Consider the following 16,198-nt stretch of genomic DNA (forward strand, 5'->3'; position numbering starts at 1 on the left):
GATCGTGAACGACGTCGCTACGAATGTCATCTATGATGTCGAACTTGCCCTGATCGACCGCTACTGGCGGGCAGCCAACTACTTGTCTGTCGGCCAGATCTACCTCATGGACAACCCGCTGCTTCGCGAACCTCTGAAGCCGGAACACATAAAGCCGCGACTTCTCGGTCACTGGGGGACGACACCGGGCTTGAACTTCATCTACGCGCACCTCAACCGGGTCATCAGGAAGCGAGACCTCGACCTTCTGTACATATGCGGCCCCGGTCACGGCGGTCCCGGCATGGTCGCCAACACCTATCTCGAAGGCACCTACAGCGAGGTCTATCCCGACATCCCCGAAAGCACGGAAGGCCTGCGGAAGCTGTTCAAGCAGTTCTCCTTCCCCGGCGGCATTCCAAGTCATGTCGCGCCCGAAACGCCCGGATCGATCCACGAAGGCGGCGAACTCGGTTACGCCCTTGTGCACGCCTTTGGCGCAGTGTTCGACAACCCCGACCTGATCGCCGCGTGCGTCGTCGGTGACGGCGAGGCTGAAACCGGCCCACTGGCGGCCGCGTGGCACTCGACAAAGTTCCTCAACGCCTCCCGCGACGGCGTTGTGCTCCCTATTTTGCATCTCAATGGCTACAAGATCGCCAACCCAACGATCCTCGCGCGCAGCAGCGATGAAGACCTCACCAGTCTGTTTCGTGGTTACGGGTACGAGCCGATATTCATTGAGGGCCATGATCCTGATGTCATGCATCGGAAGATGGCGGAGACTTTGGAATATGTCTTCGAAAGGATCCGCGAACTCAGGGACGAGGCCCGAGCCAATGCACCTTCGCCGGGCGTTCCCCGCTGGCCCATGATCGTCCTGCGCAGCCCCAAAGGATGGACGGGGCCGAAGGAGGTCGATGGGAAGAAAGTCGAGGGGTTCTGGCGTGCTCATCAGGTTCCGGTCGCCAACTGCCGGGGCGACGACGGCCATCGCAAGATCCTCGAGGACTGGATGCGATCCTATGATCCCGAAGACCTCTTTGACCACGACGGGCGGTTGAAGGAAGAACTTCGCGCACTGGCCCCTACGGGAAAGAAGAGAATGGGCGCCACGCCGTTCGCCAACGGGGGACTGCTTCGCAAGGAGTTGCTGGCACGCCCCATCCAGGACTTTGCCGTCGAAGTTGGAGAGCGCGGCTCTCAACAGGTGCAGTCCACGGAGATCTTCGGCCACTACCTCCGGGAGGTCGTCAAGCTCAACGCCGACACGAAGAACTTTCGCGTGTTCGGTCCCGACGAGACGGAGAGCAATCGCCTGGGAAGTGTCTTCGATGAGACGCAGCGCGTATGGATGCAGTCCATCGAGGACTACGACGTGCATCTGTCGCGCGATGGCCGGGTGATGGAGGTGTTGTCCGAGCATCTTTGCCAGGGGTGGCTGGAAGGCTATCTTCTGACGGGACGACACGGCCTCTTCTCATGCTACGAGGCGTTCATTCACATCATCGACTCCATGTTCAACCAGCACGCCAAGTGGCTTAAGGTCACACGCGAACTGGAATGGCGGGCGCCGATCTCCTCCTTGAACTACCTACTGACCTCGCACGTCTGGCGCCAAGATCACAACGGCTTCTCGCACCAGGATCCGGGGTTCGTCGATCTCGTTTCCAACAAGAAGGCAGACATCGTCCGCATCTATCTGCCGCCGGACGCCAACACGCTGCTGTGGGTCGGCGACCATTGCCTGAAGACCTACGACCGCATCAATGTGATCGTTGCGGGCAAGCAGCCGGAACCGCAATGGCTTTCGATCGACGAAGCCGAGGCGCATTGCAAGGCGGGCGCAAGTATCTGGGAGTGGGCGAGCTATGAGGACAACACGATCGCGCCCGACGTCGTGATGGCATGCGCAGGCGACGTGCCGACGATGGAGACGCTGGCGGCAGTCATGCTGCTACACGAGGAAATCCCCGATCTGAAGATCAGGACCGTGAACGTCGTGGACTTGCTGGCACTGCAGGATCCCGAGCAGCATCCACATGGCATCACGCACGAGGCGTTTGACAGGATTTTCACGACAGACAAGCCCGTCATATTTGCCTACCACGGCTATCCCTACCTCATCCATCGGCTGACCTATCGGCGAACGAACCACCAGAATATCCACGTCCGCGGCTTCATCGAGGAAGGCACGACCACGACGCCGTTCGACATGACGGTGCTGAACGAGCTGGACAGGTTTCATTTGGCGCTGGAGGCGATAGCTCGCGTGCCGGGCCTTGCAGACAAAGTGCGCGAGACGGTCAACCAATTCCGCGCAAAGCTCGTGGAACATCGCGGCTATGTCGAGCAGTATGGCGAGGACATGCCGGAAATTAGGGATTGGCGGTGGAAGCGCTGACGAAGTGGACGTCTGCGTTATGAGCGAGGCAGACGTCATCGCCTTGCGGGCGTGTCAGCGCAGCGACGCCGAACCGGCATGCGCGACATGTCATAGAAGTGTCGGAATCACGTATGGTGTCCTACCTGCCCGATCGCAAGGCATAAGTCGCCGCCGAACGCCTCCCCGAGAAAGCGCCCAGACACTATCCAGCGAGGCGCCAAGGTGGTTGTCAGGGCCGGCGATGCTTGGACATAGTCGACGCGTCATTCGCCGAGGGAGGCCTCGATTCAACGACTGCGTCGTTCATGCAATTGTCTCCCGAGCTTTAGCATCGCCTCAAAGCAGCGGAACATTATCTGCGCTACCGACTTCTGATAGACCCACAGGAGATCTGAGTATGTTCGTTCGAGATGTCATGACTAAAGATGTTGTCATCGCTGCACCGGATGCCAGCATCCGTCAGGTGGCTCAGATGATGTCGCGGATCGACAGTGGCGCGATACCGATCATCAATAGTGAAATTTTAGGCATCGTAACTGATCGCGATATCGTCCTGCGAGCGGTAGCCGAGGGACTCGATCTGGATGGCCCAGTTTCAGAGATCATGACATCAGGGATTGAGAGCTGCCTTGAGGATGACGACCTCCGCGAGGCCTCCCGCCGAATGTCTGAACTTCAGATGCGCCGTCTCTTGGTTTTCGATCACGACGGCAACGTGAGTGGAATTCTTTCCCTCGGTGATATGGCGGTCCTCAACGAGGAGCTGGCGGGCGTCACGCTGGAAGAGATTTCTGATGATGAGGAAGTGAAATAATAGGCTACCCCGACCGTATACTCTGAAACTTTTGTTATCAAAATCGCGACATTGCTATTCAAGTCATGGCGGCGAGGTACATCACGTGTGCAATGTCGTGTGATGATGGGGCTCAGGTCACGCACCATCCCGGAAAACGGGGAACACGCGCTCGATACTCTGAGCAAAATCATGATCAGAAATGGGTCGAAAGTTCGGACTGACCGACGAAGACAGAAGACCGTTTCGGCAGTCACGCTCGTCGTCCCACCCTGGGTGATCAAGGATTGGATAGAGACAGATCCCTTCAAGGGGAACGCCGGCGGCGATAGCCGCCGAGGCTTCCTTGGCTACGTACTGGATCCACGGCGCCCTGCGATCGCCTTCTATCCCGGTTTCGGCGATTAGAATCGGACGACCGTATCGGGCATAGGTCTCCACAAGAATATTCCGAAGTGGTTTGTATTGTTGGTGCCCGATGTCAATCGGAGACCCTCTATGGATCCATTGATTATTAAAGTAATAGTTGACACCAACGATATCCAGGTAGTCAGCTAGGCCCCCGATCTGTGGCCAGATCCTGCCTTCGATCAAGTCCCAACCTTGAAACTGTGCAAGCCGGTGGCCTTCGGCGGCGGCAGTATCCCACGGGCGCGCGCGATCCGCGACGACGTTGATAACCGGATCGCAGTGGACAAAACGGGCGCGTGCATCGACCTCCCGGATCGCGTCCATGGCTGCGATTGAGGCGCGTGCTAACTGAACCTTCAACTCAAACCCACGATGTCTCGAGAAAGGATTCAAATAGGCGGCATCGCCTCCACCCCATGCAAAGAACGAAATCTCGTTCACTGGGCAGTAGAACGGAACCAGGTCGGTTTCATCTCGCACGACGTCGGCGCATGCTCCGGCAAATTTTGCGAAACGCTCAACGAATTTCGGCGACCAGATGTCCAGATCGTCAGGCCAACCATAGTGGAGCAGATCCCAAATGACCTGTGTGCCCGAGAGTGATGCTGCCCTCAGCATTGAGCGAACGCTCGACCAATCGTAGCTGCCGGCCCTATCAATCAGGTGCCATCGGAACCCGTCGCGGACCGTTTTTATGCCGAACTCCTGTAGTCGCAGATAGTCTTGGTAGGCGTGGTCCTCGTGCTGTGTAGCGTGGATGATATCCAGACGACGCCCGTGCTGTTCCCCTTCTCTTTGCCGCAGACGATGCGTCGAGCATTCAAAGCCGCCTTGCAAGAAGGATTTGAAAATCTTTTTGGGACGCCCGGCCTGCCGTTCGCGCAGAACGTCCGAGAACAACTTCTCCCACAGCGGTATTACAGCCGGAACGCTGTAGCGCTCCTCGATCTTCAGCCTCAACCGCTGACCTAGCCGTTTACCCTCATCTCGATCGTCGATCAGTTTCCGAATACTGACCGCCACTGCTAACACATCTGCGTGTGGAACCAAAATGCCGGAGACTCCATCCTCAATTTGCTGCAGAGCACCGTTGTCAGGCGTTGCGATGACGGGAAGAGATGCGGCGCCTGCCTCTGCGATCACGTGGGGCATTCCCTCGCCCTTGGAAAGCCAGACGAAGATATCCATTGCTGCCAGGAGATCCGGGACGTCCGTCCGGTCTCCAAGGAATGTCAACCTTGGGCCGAGACCGAGCGCGGTTGCACGCTGACGGAGTTCAACAGCGTAATCGGGGTGAAAGGCGTCAGGGCCGCCGACGACGATAAATTTTGCAATTGGGCAGCTTCCCTGAAGTGATGCCGCCGCATCGATGAAGTCCTCGACGTTCTTTTTGGGGTCCAGTCTTCCCACCCACCCGATAAGGACCTCGCTTTCGTCGATCCCGAGCACCGTTCGAACCTCGCTACGTCGACCGTTTCCGAACTCGCTGAGATCGACCATAGAGGGAATTTCGACTGCATGGGACTCGCGTCCAGGCATTCGGGCTGCAGCCGCCTCGGTGATTGTCCGACACACACCAACGTAACGCGAAGTGAAATGCTTTGGCCCTGCCTCGGCTTCAGATACCAGCCCTCCATGCTCGATTAGCGGAGGGCGCAGTTTAAGCCTCTCCAAGGCGGGGTATATGTCGGCGACGTTCTGGCAGGAGACGACGAGATCATATGCCGGCACCTTCCCGGCGAGGTAAGCGACCGTGTCATCGAATGAGAGATCGTAAGGTGTTGTGTCGACGTGTACGCCGAGCGCTTCAAGTTGCTGGTGTGTTTGTTCCGGCATCCCAGGTTTACGAAAGCACGCGACGACATCTATCTTATACCGGTCAGGATCCAGGTTGGCTGCAAGAAGACGAACCTCCGTCTCCTCGCCGCCGACGACGAGCCAGGCGAATACAAATAGAATTCGTGTAGGCGAGTTATCGTCCCCGATCATAGGTCAGCCTGAAAGACGATCTGGATAAAGTCCGGTCGGTTGTCGATCAGACTTCGCAGGAACACAAGGCCATCCGACATCGGCACAATATCGGTTATCAGATGGTCTCTGATAGCCTGGCCATCGCAACGTAGTACCTCGACCGTATTCGCCGCCAAGCGACGCCTGTCCCAACTCGCAGAGAGCCCCCGTGGCACTCTGTTGATCTGAGCGCATTTGATGCTCAGACCGTTGTGATGGAATTCCTCTCCAAGTCTTAGATCGGGAGAACCGCCCTGATAAAAAGCAAGATCTATGACGACACCTTGGGGCCGCAATGCTTTCATTGCGAGATGCAGGCTCTCAGCGCTTGCTCTGGTCTGGAACACAATGTCGGCGCCCCGCCCCATGGTCCCGTCGTGCCATCTCGCCTTAGTGTATTGCCACGCCTCGTCATCGGTGAGCGCGACGAATCCCAAAGCTTCGGCCCTTGCGCGTCGGAATGACGAGGGGTCGGTGATCACCACTTCAGACGCCCCCGCTTTGCGGGCAAACAGAGCGGTCATAAATCCGACAGGCCCTCCGCCGCAGACAAGCACGGGACGTCCGGCAATGCTCGCGCCGAGCGATGGGACATGAGATCCAAACACTTCGGCATCGGCGTGAAGGATACCGTTGGCAGCAATTGGGCCCATTTGGGCGGCGAAGACCCCAAGAACCGGGTCGACGTCATCTGGGAGTGGGATCAGCGTTTCGTGATAAGGGTCTGCGGTATGACCGCTTTTATGGCCGTAAGTCCCACAAATAATCTGTCCATCTCGGAAACCCGCGGCCCTGGATTCGACCACTTTCGCCACCTCCATGTAGCCGAGGAAGGGGACCGGGTAATGAAGATCAGGCTCGCTTCGCAAGAAAACGCCGCGCTGACCGTCGAAGCGAGAATGGAAGTACGGGTTGGTATTCTTGAGGAACGTTAGTTCCGTGCCCGCTGACAGTCCCGTATAAAGCGTCTCCAGCCTGACTTGTCCGTCCGGCGTCGGTCCTTCCTCGTACTCAAAAAAATAGGCTTCCAACGGACCTTTGACGCCGAGAGATCGGACTAACCGGTGACCAGCCGGCAAAGGCTGATCCAGATCATCGACCTGTTCAGATTGAAGCGGCGGTAAGGTGCTGCGATCGAATGCCGCAGGCTGCAACCTCACAGCATCGCCGCTATTTGCCGACGCAACAACGGCGAGAGCAAGCCGGTGCGTAATAAGCGCGTCGCCGTAAGGGCAACGAATGTTGTTCGGCCTCCCTGCTACCGCATCGACAAAATCCCTATCTTCTCTCCAGACCGGGTCACCAACGGCTGTCCGAACTGGGCGACCCCGACCGACATCAACCATGATCTCATGATCGTTTAGCTCGATCGCCAGTTTGTCTGCGAAGATGTGGAGACCGACCCGATGGCTCCAACCAAGCAAACAGGTCGATGAGATGTTGGCCAATACGCCAGTCTCGAAAGTCAGGTTGGCTGTGGTTACAGTCGGCACGTCAAGGCCGGGGAAATCCCCGCGGTCCACATGGCCCGTCCTGCCGTATACCTCAGTGACTTCGCCGACAAGAAATCGGGCGAGGTCGAGAAGGTGCGTCGTTTGCTCGACCATCTGCCCGCCGGACTGCTCTTCCTTCCACCACCACTGAGGAGGCGGCGTCGAATCGAGCCAATACCCCGAAAGGAGCTGCGCAGGATTGTCTTTGAGTAACTCGCGCGCTTCATCGACGATATCCAGGTATCGCCAATGGTAGCCCACGCCTGTGACCAGACCTGCGGCGCTGACCTTGTGCGCGATCTCTTCTGCAAGCTTGATGTCTCTCGTCAGTGGCTTCTCGACGAAAAACGGAATGCCCCGCTCAATCAAGTCAAACTCCGCGTCGCCATGAGCAAACGGTGGAATGCAGATATAGACTGCGTCCAAATCCTCGGCGTCGAGCATCTCTCTATGCGCTTTGTAGGATCTGGCGCCAAAGCGGGAGGCGGCCGAGACCGCGCGATCAAGGTCCGGATCGCAAAAAGCAACAAGTTCAATGTCTTTAAAGGTCGCAAGAACGTTCAGGTGACGTTGCGCGATACCGCCAACACCGATGAAACCGAGGCGCGTTTTTGTCATCATGTTACCCTTCGAGCTTTGAGAGCCTGCATGGCGACCGTAGACCTCGGCGGTCTCACTGACCATGCGGGAGGCGGTGAAATGGCGTCCGTACCGTTCCCGACCGGCTTCGCTAGCAGTTTCCAATCGGTCAGCATCTTGGAGCGCCCGAATGACGACCTCAGCAATGGAACTTTCATTTCCCGGCTCAGCAAAATACTCATACTCTTCTCCCAATGCCTCGACGCTTCCGCCAATTCGGGTCGCCACGACCGGCAATCCGACCGACATGGCTTCGAGAACCGCTAGGGGGAGCCCCTCGAATTGCGATGGGAGAATGAAGACATCCGCCGCCAGCATCAGGTCAGCGACGTCAGCTCTCGATCCCAGAAAACGGACAAGCGATGTCAGACCGAGATCCTCGACAAGGGCTTCCAAATTTGACTGCTCCTCCCCCGTTCCCACGAGGATAAGAATGGCCGACGGGACCGCGTGCAAGATCGTGGGGAAGGCCCTGATGAGGGACGCGTGGTCCTTTTGCGGGGTAAGGCGCGCAACTGTCAGCAGAACAATCTTCCCCGCAATCGCAAGTTCTTCATCGATCGAGCCCGAGGGTTTGGTCGGTGTCATCGGCTGAACGCCGTTCCTGACGACGGTGATGCGATCGCTGGAGATCCCTTCGGCTAGATAGCTTGCCTTGGAAGCTGCAGAGACTACGATGTGTTGGGAAATACGTTCCGTGGCTGCGCGGTAGCGCCGTTTTTGCTGAGGATCGGTTAGCAAGTATGGAAGGTGCTCGGTCCGGATAACGGGGATGTTGCAATCGATTCCGGCCGAGGAAAGTTCATGGCCTTCCCATCCTATTCCAGCGTGGACGTGCAACAGATCAACGCCGGCGCGCTGCAACCAGTCGCGGAACTCCACATCATCTCTCGCCAACTTTACTCTCAGGCCGCGGCGAGCCGCCCGCGGGAGTAAGCCAGTACGGTCCTCGCCAACGACCGCGAACGTTACGTCAAACGTCTCTTGCAAGCCCTGTCCGAGGTCGAGCATGTGCTCCCCCAATCCCGACGGCTCCAGGCTGTCTGTGGCGATAACCACGCGTTTGGCGTCAGACATGGAGTTCTTCTCGCGCGATCGCGTGTTCCACCAAGGCGCTCATCTTTGCGAACGTTTTGTCCCAAGATGACTCTGAAAGCTTTTCATCGATCACGGCACGCCAAGCCGGATCGGCGGGATCCATTCGACAAGCCTCATCGCAGGCTGCAGCGAAATGTTCGGCTCCGTCCACGAGAAAGACCCCCGGTACTTTGCTATAGCCTGACACGACATCTGCGATACGCGTGCTAACGACTGGAACGCCGGCGGCAAGATATTCAGGGGTCTTGGTGGGACTAATATAGCGGGTGGCATCGTTGTGCGCGAATGGCATCAAAGCTGCGCGCCAGCCGCTTAGATATGCTGGAAGCTCATGGTAGCTTTTTCGACCGAGATAATGAAGGTTCGCTCGTTTAGGCAGGTCCGATGGTGCAATCTTCACTACGGGACCCACGAAGACGAACGAATAGTTCGGCCTCATCCTCGCAACTTCGTCTACCAGCTCCAAGTCAATCCGCTCATCAATCACGCCAATATAGCCGAGCCGAGGCAAGCCTATCGAGGTCTGGTCATTGGGCGTGTCCTTGCGGGCTCTCGCCGAGCCGAAGTGTGTGACATCGACACTTGACGGAAAACAGTGGACGTTGGTGTGACGATTGCTTTTTGCTTCGAAAAGGCTTTCTCCGCCAGTGAATACCACACCCGCTCGGCACAATAGCACACCCTCTGCATCCTTGAGTTCCGGTGGCGCAAACTTAAAATTTGCGAGTTCATCCATGCAGTCGTAGACAACAGCTTCCGCGTCGACATGAAGGGCAAAGGAGAACATCAAAGGGGTGTAAAACCACAGAATCGGCTTGGCCACGCAAAACGAAGCGATCACCTCATCGAGCAGCCGCGACAGAGCAGCTTGTCGTTCAGCTTCGGACCACCAATGCGGGACGCGTGGTCGGATCGCTTTAACCGCCGTGCCCTCGAAGCTATGGACTTCAAAATATGCCAAATGGTGGTCGGTTGGAATGAACTCTTCGAAAAAAATGACCCGCCGATCGCAAGAGAATCTTTCCATTAGATGCTGCGGCCGTTGAACCACAAAGTCCCAACGAAGATGGGAGAAACAAACTATCGGTGCGCGATGATCAAGCGCCTTCAAAGCCGTCACAAGATTCATGCCAAATCCCCACGCTACGTTGCGTTAGTGAACCTGCATTTATGACGATGGTTCCTTGCTCCCAAAAATAAGATGCCCCCTCGGATTTGACTGGATAGCGTGCGCAAGCTTCTCGATCGAGGAGGGCCAAAGCCAGTTTTCACAGACGGTCTGTCTTGGGGAGAAATCACTCCGTCTCGCGAGCATTTCGACGATGCCTTGGGCGAACAGAGCACCGTCGACAGCCAAGCCAGTGTCACGCGTGATGTACTGAAGCCCGCAGGCAAGTTTGTTGTTCGCCAGCACGGGAATCCCTGCGAGCATGTATTCGGTGAGAATGGCCGGCGCCCCGTCATCCACGCCACAGACCACCCCAATCTTCGATTGGCTCATGTATCTATTGACTTCGTCGTAGCCCACGCCTGGAGGCCCAATGAATTCAACGTCCAAGCCGAGCTCCGTTGTTCGAGCTTTGAACGAGTCGACCAACTCTCCGTAACCGCAGACACAGAGAGTTTTAAGCGGCACGGGAATTTTTGCCAACGCATCAAAGAGCACGTCGTGACGCTTATAGGATTGAGCGGCGGCTACATAGATTACGTCGTACACTTTCTCCAAGCCCAGTGGCCTGAACATGGTCTCGGAGGCGAATTCAGGCCCAATTGGTAGAACTAACGTTGCCATGCCGGGATGGACGCGTTGAACTTCCTCAGACTGCCAATCGGCACCGGTCAGGATGAGATCGAAATGGCGGCTGACTTCAGGTGGGATGCGCAACGCTGGCGCATCGATCGAATTGTAAATCTTAAAGCTTTTGCTGCAAGCGCGCATGATTTCTTCGTCGACGCCGAGCCCCCACACGCATAAAATGTCCGGTGCTCCAAAAGCGGCGATGTAACCCAACATGTCGTTTGAGGAGAAAGGAGCCATTGGACCATTCAACCTGAATGACCTCCGGGTCAGCGGCCCGTTGTCTCGACGGGCGATAGCCTCGGGACTTCGACTGTGGGTCCAAATCTCGGCGCTATCGACAAGCCTGGATCGCAAGAACGCAAGCGGGAGACGCTCCATGTAGCTGCCTACTACATCGAACTTCTCCTTGTAATCCCCTCCAAAAGCGGATCCCGCGACGCCACGTGCCTCCCATAGGGCTTGAAAATCTGCGGCTGGTGGCAGCTCCGCATCCTGGAAACATCCTTCCTGGTAGTCACTGATAACGACAAGTCGCGTTCTAGCGCGGCCAACAATCTCACCCATGGCTTCTGCCTAAGGTGTCCATACTGGCGGTCGCTGCAAAAAGTGTCTCCAGAAACGCGAGGCGCTCATCGGCCTCGGTCTTCAAGTCAAAAAGGATCCGCTTGCCTCTCACGATTGGCTTTGCGCGCTTTTTCCATTCTAGGAGCTTGGAAGCATTGGCGCGTTTGTGGAATTCGATCGCGGTTCCTTCTGGTCCTACAAGGACCGATGCAATACCGAGATGACCGGCTTGCGCCCGCAAACAAGCAGCTCGAAGCAGCACCACCACCGGCTCGGCGAGGTCCCCGAAGCGATCCAACATCTCCTCCTCCAACTCGTCAAACTCTTCCATCGACGTCATCTTTTGAAGACGGGTATAAAAGCTCAGTCGCACTGTTGGATCCGGAACGTAATCGGACGGGATATAGCCCGTTACGCCGATCTCGAAATCGGGAAGTTCAAACGATGCTGAGACTCCTCCCCGAACCGAGCTTACCGCGTTCGCAAGAAGCTCTTGATAGAGATTAGTTCCGAGAACCTTGATGTGTCCCGCCTGCTCCTCGCCTGCCACGCTACCACCGCCACGTAGCTCAAGGTCATTCATCGCCACGTCAGTACCCGATCCCAGACGATCGAACTTGAGCAGCGCGGATAGACGCTGGCGACTATCGTCGCTTGTCTTATCATCAGTCTCGGTCAACATGTACGCCAACCCTTGCGATCTGCCTCTTCCAACGCGACCCCGCAATTGATGAAGCTGTGCCAGACCAAATCGGTCGGAACGCCAGACGAAAATCGTGTTCGCGCGGGGTACATCGAGACCGCTCTCGATGATGTTGGTTGAAAGTAGAATGTCGGCCTCGCCTTCGGAAAAGCGAACAACAGCATCTTCCATCCTATCTACCGCCATCTTGCCGTGCGCCACGAGAACCTCCAGCTCTGGTGCTATCTCCGCAAGCATTGCTTGGAGCGGAGCGATGTCAGCGACCCGTGGGGCGACAAAAAAGGATTGTCCGCCACGACGTCTCTCACGCAGCAAAGCTGCCCGGATCGATGCCGTGTCGGTTTGTAGTATGGAGGTCCTGACGGGGCGGCGACGGGCGGGTGGCGTTGTGAGCAAGCTCACGTCTTGAACGCCGATGAGAGCGGATTGCAGGGTGCGGGGAATAGGCGTCGCAGATAGGGCCAGCACGTGGACGTTCGGCGAAAGAGCCCGCATAGCGGCTTTGTCGGCAGCGCCGAAACGGTGCTCCTCGTCGATAATAACCAGCCCCAGCCTTTGGAAGCTTAGATCCTTCCCCAGAATCGAATGGGTTGCGATTACAATATCGACGGACCCATCATTTATCGCATCGAGCGTTCGCGTGACCTCGGCGTCTTTCACCGCGCGCGATAGCAGGCTGACTTTAAGTCCGGACTTCTCAAATCGCTTCTTGAACACATCGTAGTGTTGTCTGGCCAGAATAGTTGTCGGCGCGACCACTGCCACCTGCATGTCGGACATTGCAGCCGCCGCCGCAGCTCTCAGAGCAATTTCGGTCTTTCCGAATCCTACATCCCCGCAAATCAGACGATCCATAGGACGGTTACTCGCCATATCGGCCAAACATTCACCTACCGCGTTCATTTGATCGGTCGTGAGACTGTAAGGGAAGCGCGCAGCGAATTTCTGATACCGGTCTTGCGGCGGCGATAGCGGTTTCGATTTCATCTCGGAACGTCGACGGGCGGCATCGACGAGATGTTTGGCTGCGGACAGGATATCCTGCTGCAGGTCTTCTCGTTTCTTCGCCCATCCATTCGTGTTGAGCCGGTCCAGGTTTACGGAAGAGGCTTCGGCCCCGTATCGCCAAAGGAGGCCAAAATCCTTCATGGGAACGATGATCGAAGCACCCCCATGATACTCAAGCCGCACGGAGTCAAATTCTACGCCTTCGACAACGGTGGTTTCGATTGCGCGCAAAATCGCAACCCCATGCTCCTCATGAACAACAACGTCTCCAATCTGGAGATCCGGAGCGCGGAGCGTCGACGCCGCAAGGTCGCGTCGGTCGCCGATCGGCGGACCAAGAATGTCTTGGCAAGCCACCACCACCAAATTTCGCTTGCGATCTATATACCCTTCCGTCCACGCGACTCTTCCGCTTCTGATTCCTGGTCCAGGCTCCAAGAGATCTTGCCAGGTTTCGGTAGGCACCACTTTAGTGTTCAACGATTTGCTCAACCGATCTGTCAATCTGCTCAAGCGAGGTTCGTCTCCCGCTATCGCGAGAGGCGTGCCATTGGTGGCAGCATTGTTGACAAGCTCCCTGAGGGCTCTGAACCCTCTCCGACCTATTCCTAACGGAGAATATCCTTCTGTACTTAAGATTGACCAGCCTGGTGAGGAGCGCGCGTCATCCCAGGACTCGCGGTCGAGATAGAGCGAGCGTTGCGTCAAAGGCGCCCCAGAGGAAGTTCGTGCATCCTCTATAATGTCGAGATACTCGTCTACCCTTCCGTCTACCTGTTCGTCTATCAAAAAGGCGGCGGGTTTCAACAAGTCGAATACCGCTTGGAGCGCGCCGTAATTTGCAAACATCTGGGCATATACGGCCTGTCCATTGGGCGGTTCTACGGGATTCCCAGGAGGGAGGACGACTTCGGAAGCTGGTCCGAACAACATCGTTTGAACGCTTGCTTGCGTGCGTTGTGTCGCCGGATCGTAAAACCAGAGTTCCTCTACAATACCCTCTTCACTCAGATAGCACCGCATCGGTTGATTGCCGCCGGCAGGAAAAATATCGACAACGTCCTTTAGGATCGCGACCTCACCGGGCTCATCGACGACGCCGTCGATCGCGTAGCCTGTCTGCGAAAGGAAAGCTTCGAACGACGCGAGATCAAACCGGGTGCCGACAGCAACATTGAAGAACGCCGATTGGACAACGTCCGCAGGTGGCACCCGCTGCAGCATGGCTTCGAGTGACGTCACACATAGTCGTCCGCCGCGCTCAGTCGCCAGCCAATCGCGCAGGGCATCCATTCGCATTCCCATGGAAGCTCTCGATGGCGGTACTCTGTCGTATGGAAGACAATCCCACGCGGGCAGATAAACGAGTTTGCTCTTGAGCGAGATGCAGTCGCATGCCTCGACGACGCGCTTTGCACGCCCGTCCGAGCGTGCGACGAAGACAATGTCGTCGCCACAGTTGGCGTCAACAAGGCGTGCAAGCTCACTGGCAACGAAAGTATGATTTGCAGCGCTGTGTGGCTTTTTGGAATCTACTGACATCACTCTGAACCATGTAATTGCGGAAACGGGTAGAATGGCGCTAGTCAACGACCGTCACGTGACTAGGTTCCGAATAGGGGGATGGGCACAAGATCGATGCCGCACATTGCGCCATAGGACACAGGTAGGCGTTCAGCAGCGTGCCGCTTCGGTCCCGCAAACCAAAGCTGAGCGCTTACCGGCAGTTGTTTCATAGACTGTGGGGGGTGCGTTCCGAACATCAGCCACTAGTATCGAAAGCGGCTCTACTGTCCGTCATCATCTAGTTCCACCTCAAATCATGTGTCACGTCGCCTGGAACTCTCTCCGTAGACGCAAGTTGAAGCCAGTATCGCTGCGGTTTTCGTCCCTTGTCCTCGTTGGCGATCGGCGGAGGGTTGGCTTTCGCCGGTCCTTCGCCGCCTCTCCCACCGAAGCTTCTCGCGTGAAGCTTGCCTATCACCGCAGGATGGATCGTCCGGCCCCGTCTTCAGTTTGGTTATTTGCAGCTTGAGAGACCTGGAACCAAATAGCGAGGCGTTGGTTATCGCGTCGATCACGCGCCTCTTTCAAGGAGCTATTGATATGACTGCGCCATCTGCAATCCTTGAGCTGAGGGCGAATGCAAGACGGCAAAGCTCGTCTGATCTCTCCGGCGGCGGACTGGCTTATCCGCGGCCACCTTTCCACCATAGGAGTACATGTTATGATGAGCGGACCCATGAAAGCGCTTCTGGGGGCCCTGGTTGTCGCCGGATATCAGAATCGGGATAAAATCGGCGACTTTCTACGGGGCATTCAAAACCCGGCGGTGCCGGATGGCGGCTCGAGCGCCGGTCAGCCGGGATCACCGCAATCGAAAGGACAAGGCGGAATGTTTTCCGGCCCTGGGGGCCTCGGCGATCTTCTCGGAGGCCTGACGACTGGCGGGATACTCAGTGGCGGGCTTGGTGACCTGCTGAAGACGTTCCAGCAGAACGGTCACGAGGATAAGGCCCAGAGCTGGGTGCAGTCCGGACCTAACGTGCCTATCGATAACGATCAGCTTTCCGAAGCTCTCGGCCCTGATGTCATTAACGAACTGGCGGCTAAGACCGGACTGTCGCCTCAGGAAATCATCGATCGTTTGAGCCGCGATCTTCCCACGGCTGTAGATGATCTGACCCCGCACGGGCGGGTACCCGACGCCGGAGATGAGTTCCTGAGTTCGGCGAGTGCGGCCACCACCAGTGGCCAAACCCAAGCCTGACGACGAAAGGAGCTCATCATGCCGGATCCAAAGAAGTCACCTGCTGTGCAGTCGATGCTTAAGGAGCAAGACAAACAGCGCGAGAAAGCGCGTAAAGGCGAACTGGACATGAGGCTCGAAGATACGTTTCCGGCCTCGGATCCAGTATCGGCGACGACTACCTCGATCCCAGCAGGTCGCACAGACGCCGATGAAGCTGCTCGTATCGCTGGCCGCCGACCTATGGCGACTGACGACGACGACCAATATCCTCTGGTCGACGACGCCCTCGCCGCAACGGGCGAGAGAACAAACGGCTTAGATAGCGCGGCCCCGAGCGAAGGTCTTCGCAGCCTTCGGCGCGACGCAGGCCGCGTTGCAGGGTCGGTTGGCGAGATCGCGGAGGGCGGCGCCCATCTTGCAAAAGCGGAGGTCCGCGGGATTTGGAACGACGTCGAAGCAAAGATCCGCGAGCGCCCGCTGACAGCCGTCGGGATCGTAGCCGCTATCGCCTACCTCTGGGGAGCCACGCGATAGTGTCGAAGGGGTTCGGGCGGATCGCGA

General features: G+C 57.1%; 8 protein-coding genes and 1 pseudogene. 4 read left to right on the forward strand and 5 right to left on the reverse strand.

The features are described 5' to 3' along the window. Positions 1–4: 4 nt before the first annotated feature. Positions 5–2,383 carry a phosphoketolase family protein gene (locus QTL95_RS17560; protein ID WP_442981309.1) on the forward strand — a complete coding sequence of 793 codons (2,379 nt, stop codon included), beginning with the start codon at positions 5–7 and terminating at the stop codon, positions 2,381–2,383. A 379-nt stretch (positions 2,384–2,762) separates the two neighbouring features. Continuing rightward, complete coding sequence (locus QTL95_RS17565; RefSeq protein ID WP_289721208.1) at positions 2,763–3,179, forward strand: CBS domain-containing protein; 417 nt, start codon at positions 2,763–2,765, stop codon at positions 3,177–3,179. A gap of 117 nt (positions 3,180–3,296) precedes the next feature. Here the strand turns inward: QTL95_RS17565 and QTL95_RS17570 are convergent, their stop codons facing one another. The 5 genes and pseudogenes from QTL95_RS17570 to QTL95_RS17590 form a co-directional block, all read right to left on the reverse strand. After that, entirely contained in the window at positions 3,297–5,558 is a 2,262-nt protein-coding gene (locus QTL95_RS17570; protein WP_289721209.1) for a glycosyltransferase family 4 protein, read from the reverse strand. Then, entirely contained in the window at positions 5,555–8,788 is a 3,234-nt protein-coding gene (locus QTL95_RS17575) for a glycosyltransferase (RefSeq protein WP_289721210.1), read from the reverse strand. The genes QTL95_RS17570 and QTL95_RS17575 overlap by 4 nt, the downstream gene beginning before the upstream one ends. A gap of 10 nt (positions 8,789–8,798) precedes the next feature. Next, positions 8,799–9,938: pseudogene (locus tag QTL95_RS17580) on the reverse strand (glycosyltransferase); the annotation flags it as partial. 39 nt (positions 9,939–9,977) lie between these two features. Next, complete coding sequence (locus QTL95_RS17585) at positions 9,978–11,174, reverse strand: glycosyltransferase (RefSeq protein ID WP_289721211.1); 1,197 nt, start codon at positions 11,172–11,174, stop codon at positions 9,978–9,980. Continuing rightward, complete coding sequence (locus QTL95_RS17590; protein ID WP_289721212.1) at positions 11,167–14,427, reverse strand: DEAD/DEAH box helicase; 3,261 nt, start codon at positions 14,425–14,427, stop codon at positions 11,167–11,169. Before QTL95_RS17590 ends, QTL95_RS17585 begins: the two co-directional genes overlap by 8 nt. 685 nt (positions 14,428–15,112) lie before the next feature. Between QTL95_RS17590 and QTL95_RS17595 the strand changes: the two genes are divergently transcribed. Both QTL95_RS17595 and QTL95_RS17600 read left to right on the forward strand, forming a co-directional pair. After that, positions 15,113–15,655 (forward strand): YidB family protein, encoded by a 543-nt coding sequence (locus tag QTL95_RS17595; RefSeq protein ID WP_289721213.1) that lies wholly within the window; start codon positions 15,113–15,115, stop codon positions 15,653–15,655. Positions 15,656–15,673: 18 nt separating this feature from the next. Next, positions 15,674–16,171, forward strand: a complete 498-nt coding sequence (locus QTL95_RS17600; protein ID WP_289721214.1) for a hypothetical protein — start codon at positions 15,674–15,676, stop codon at positions 16,169–16,171. Positions 16,172–16,198: the final 27 nt, after the last annotated feature.

The sequence above is a fragment of the Rhizobium sp. S152 genome, from assembly GCF_030380735.1.
Classification (GTDB): domain Bacteria; phylum Pseudomonadota; class Alphaproteobacteria; order Rhizobiales; family Rhizobiaceae; genus Rhizobium.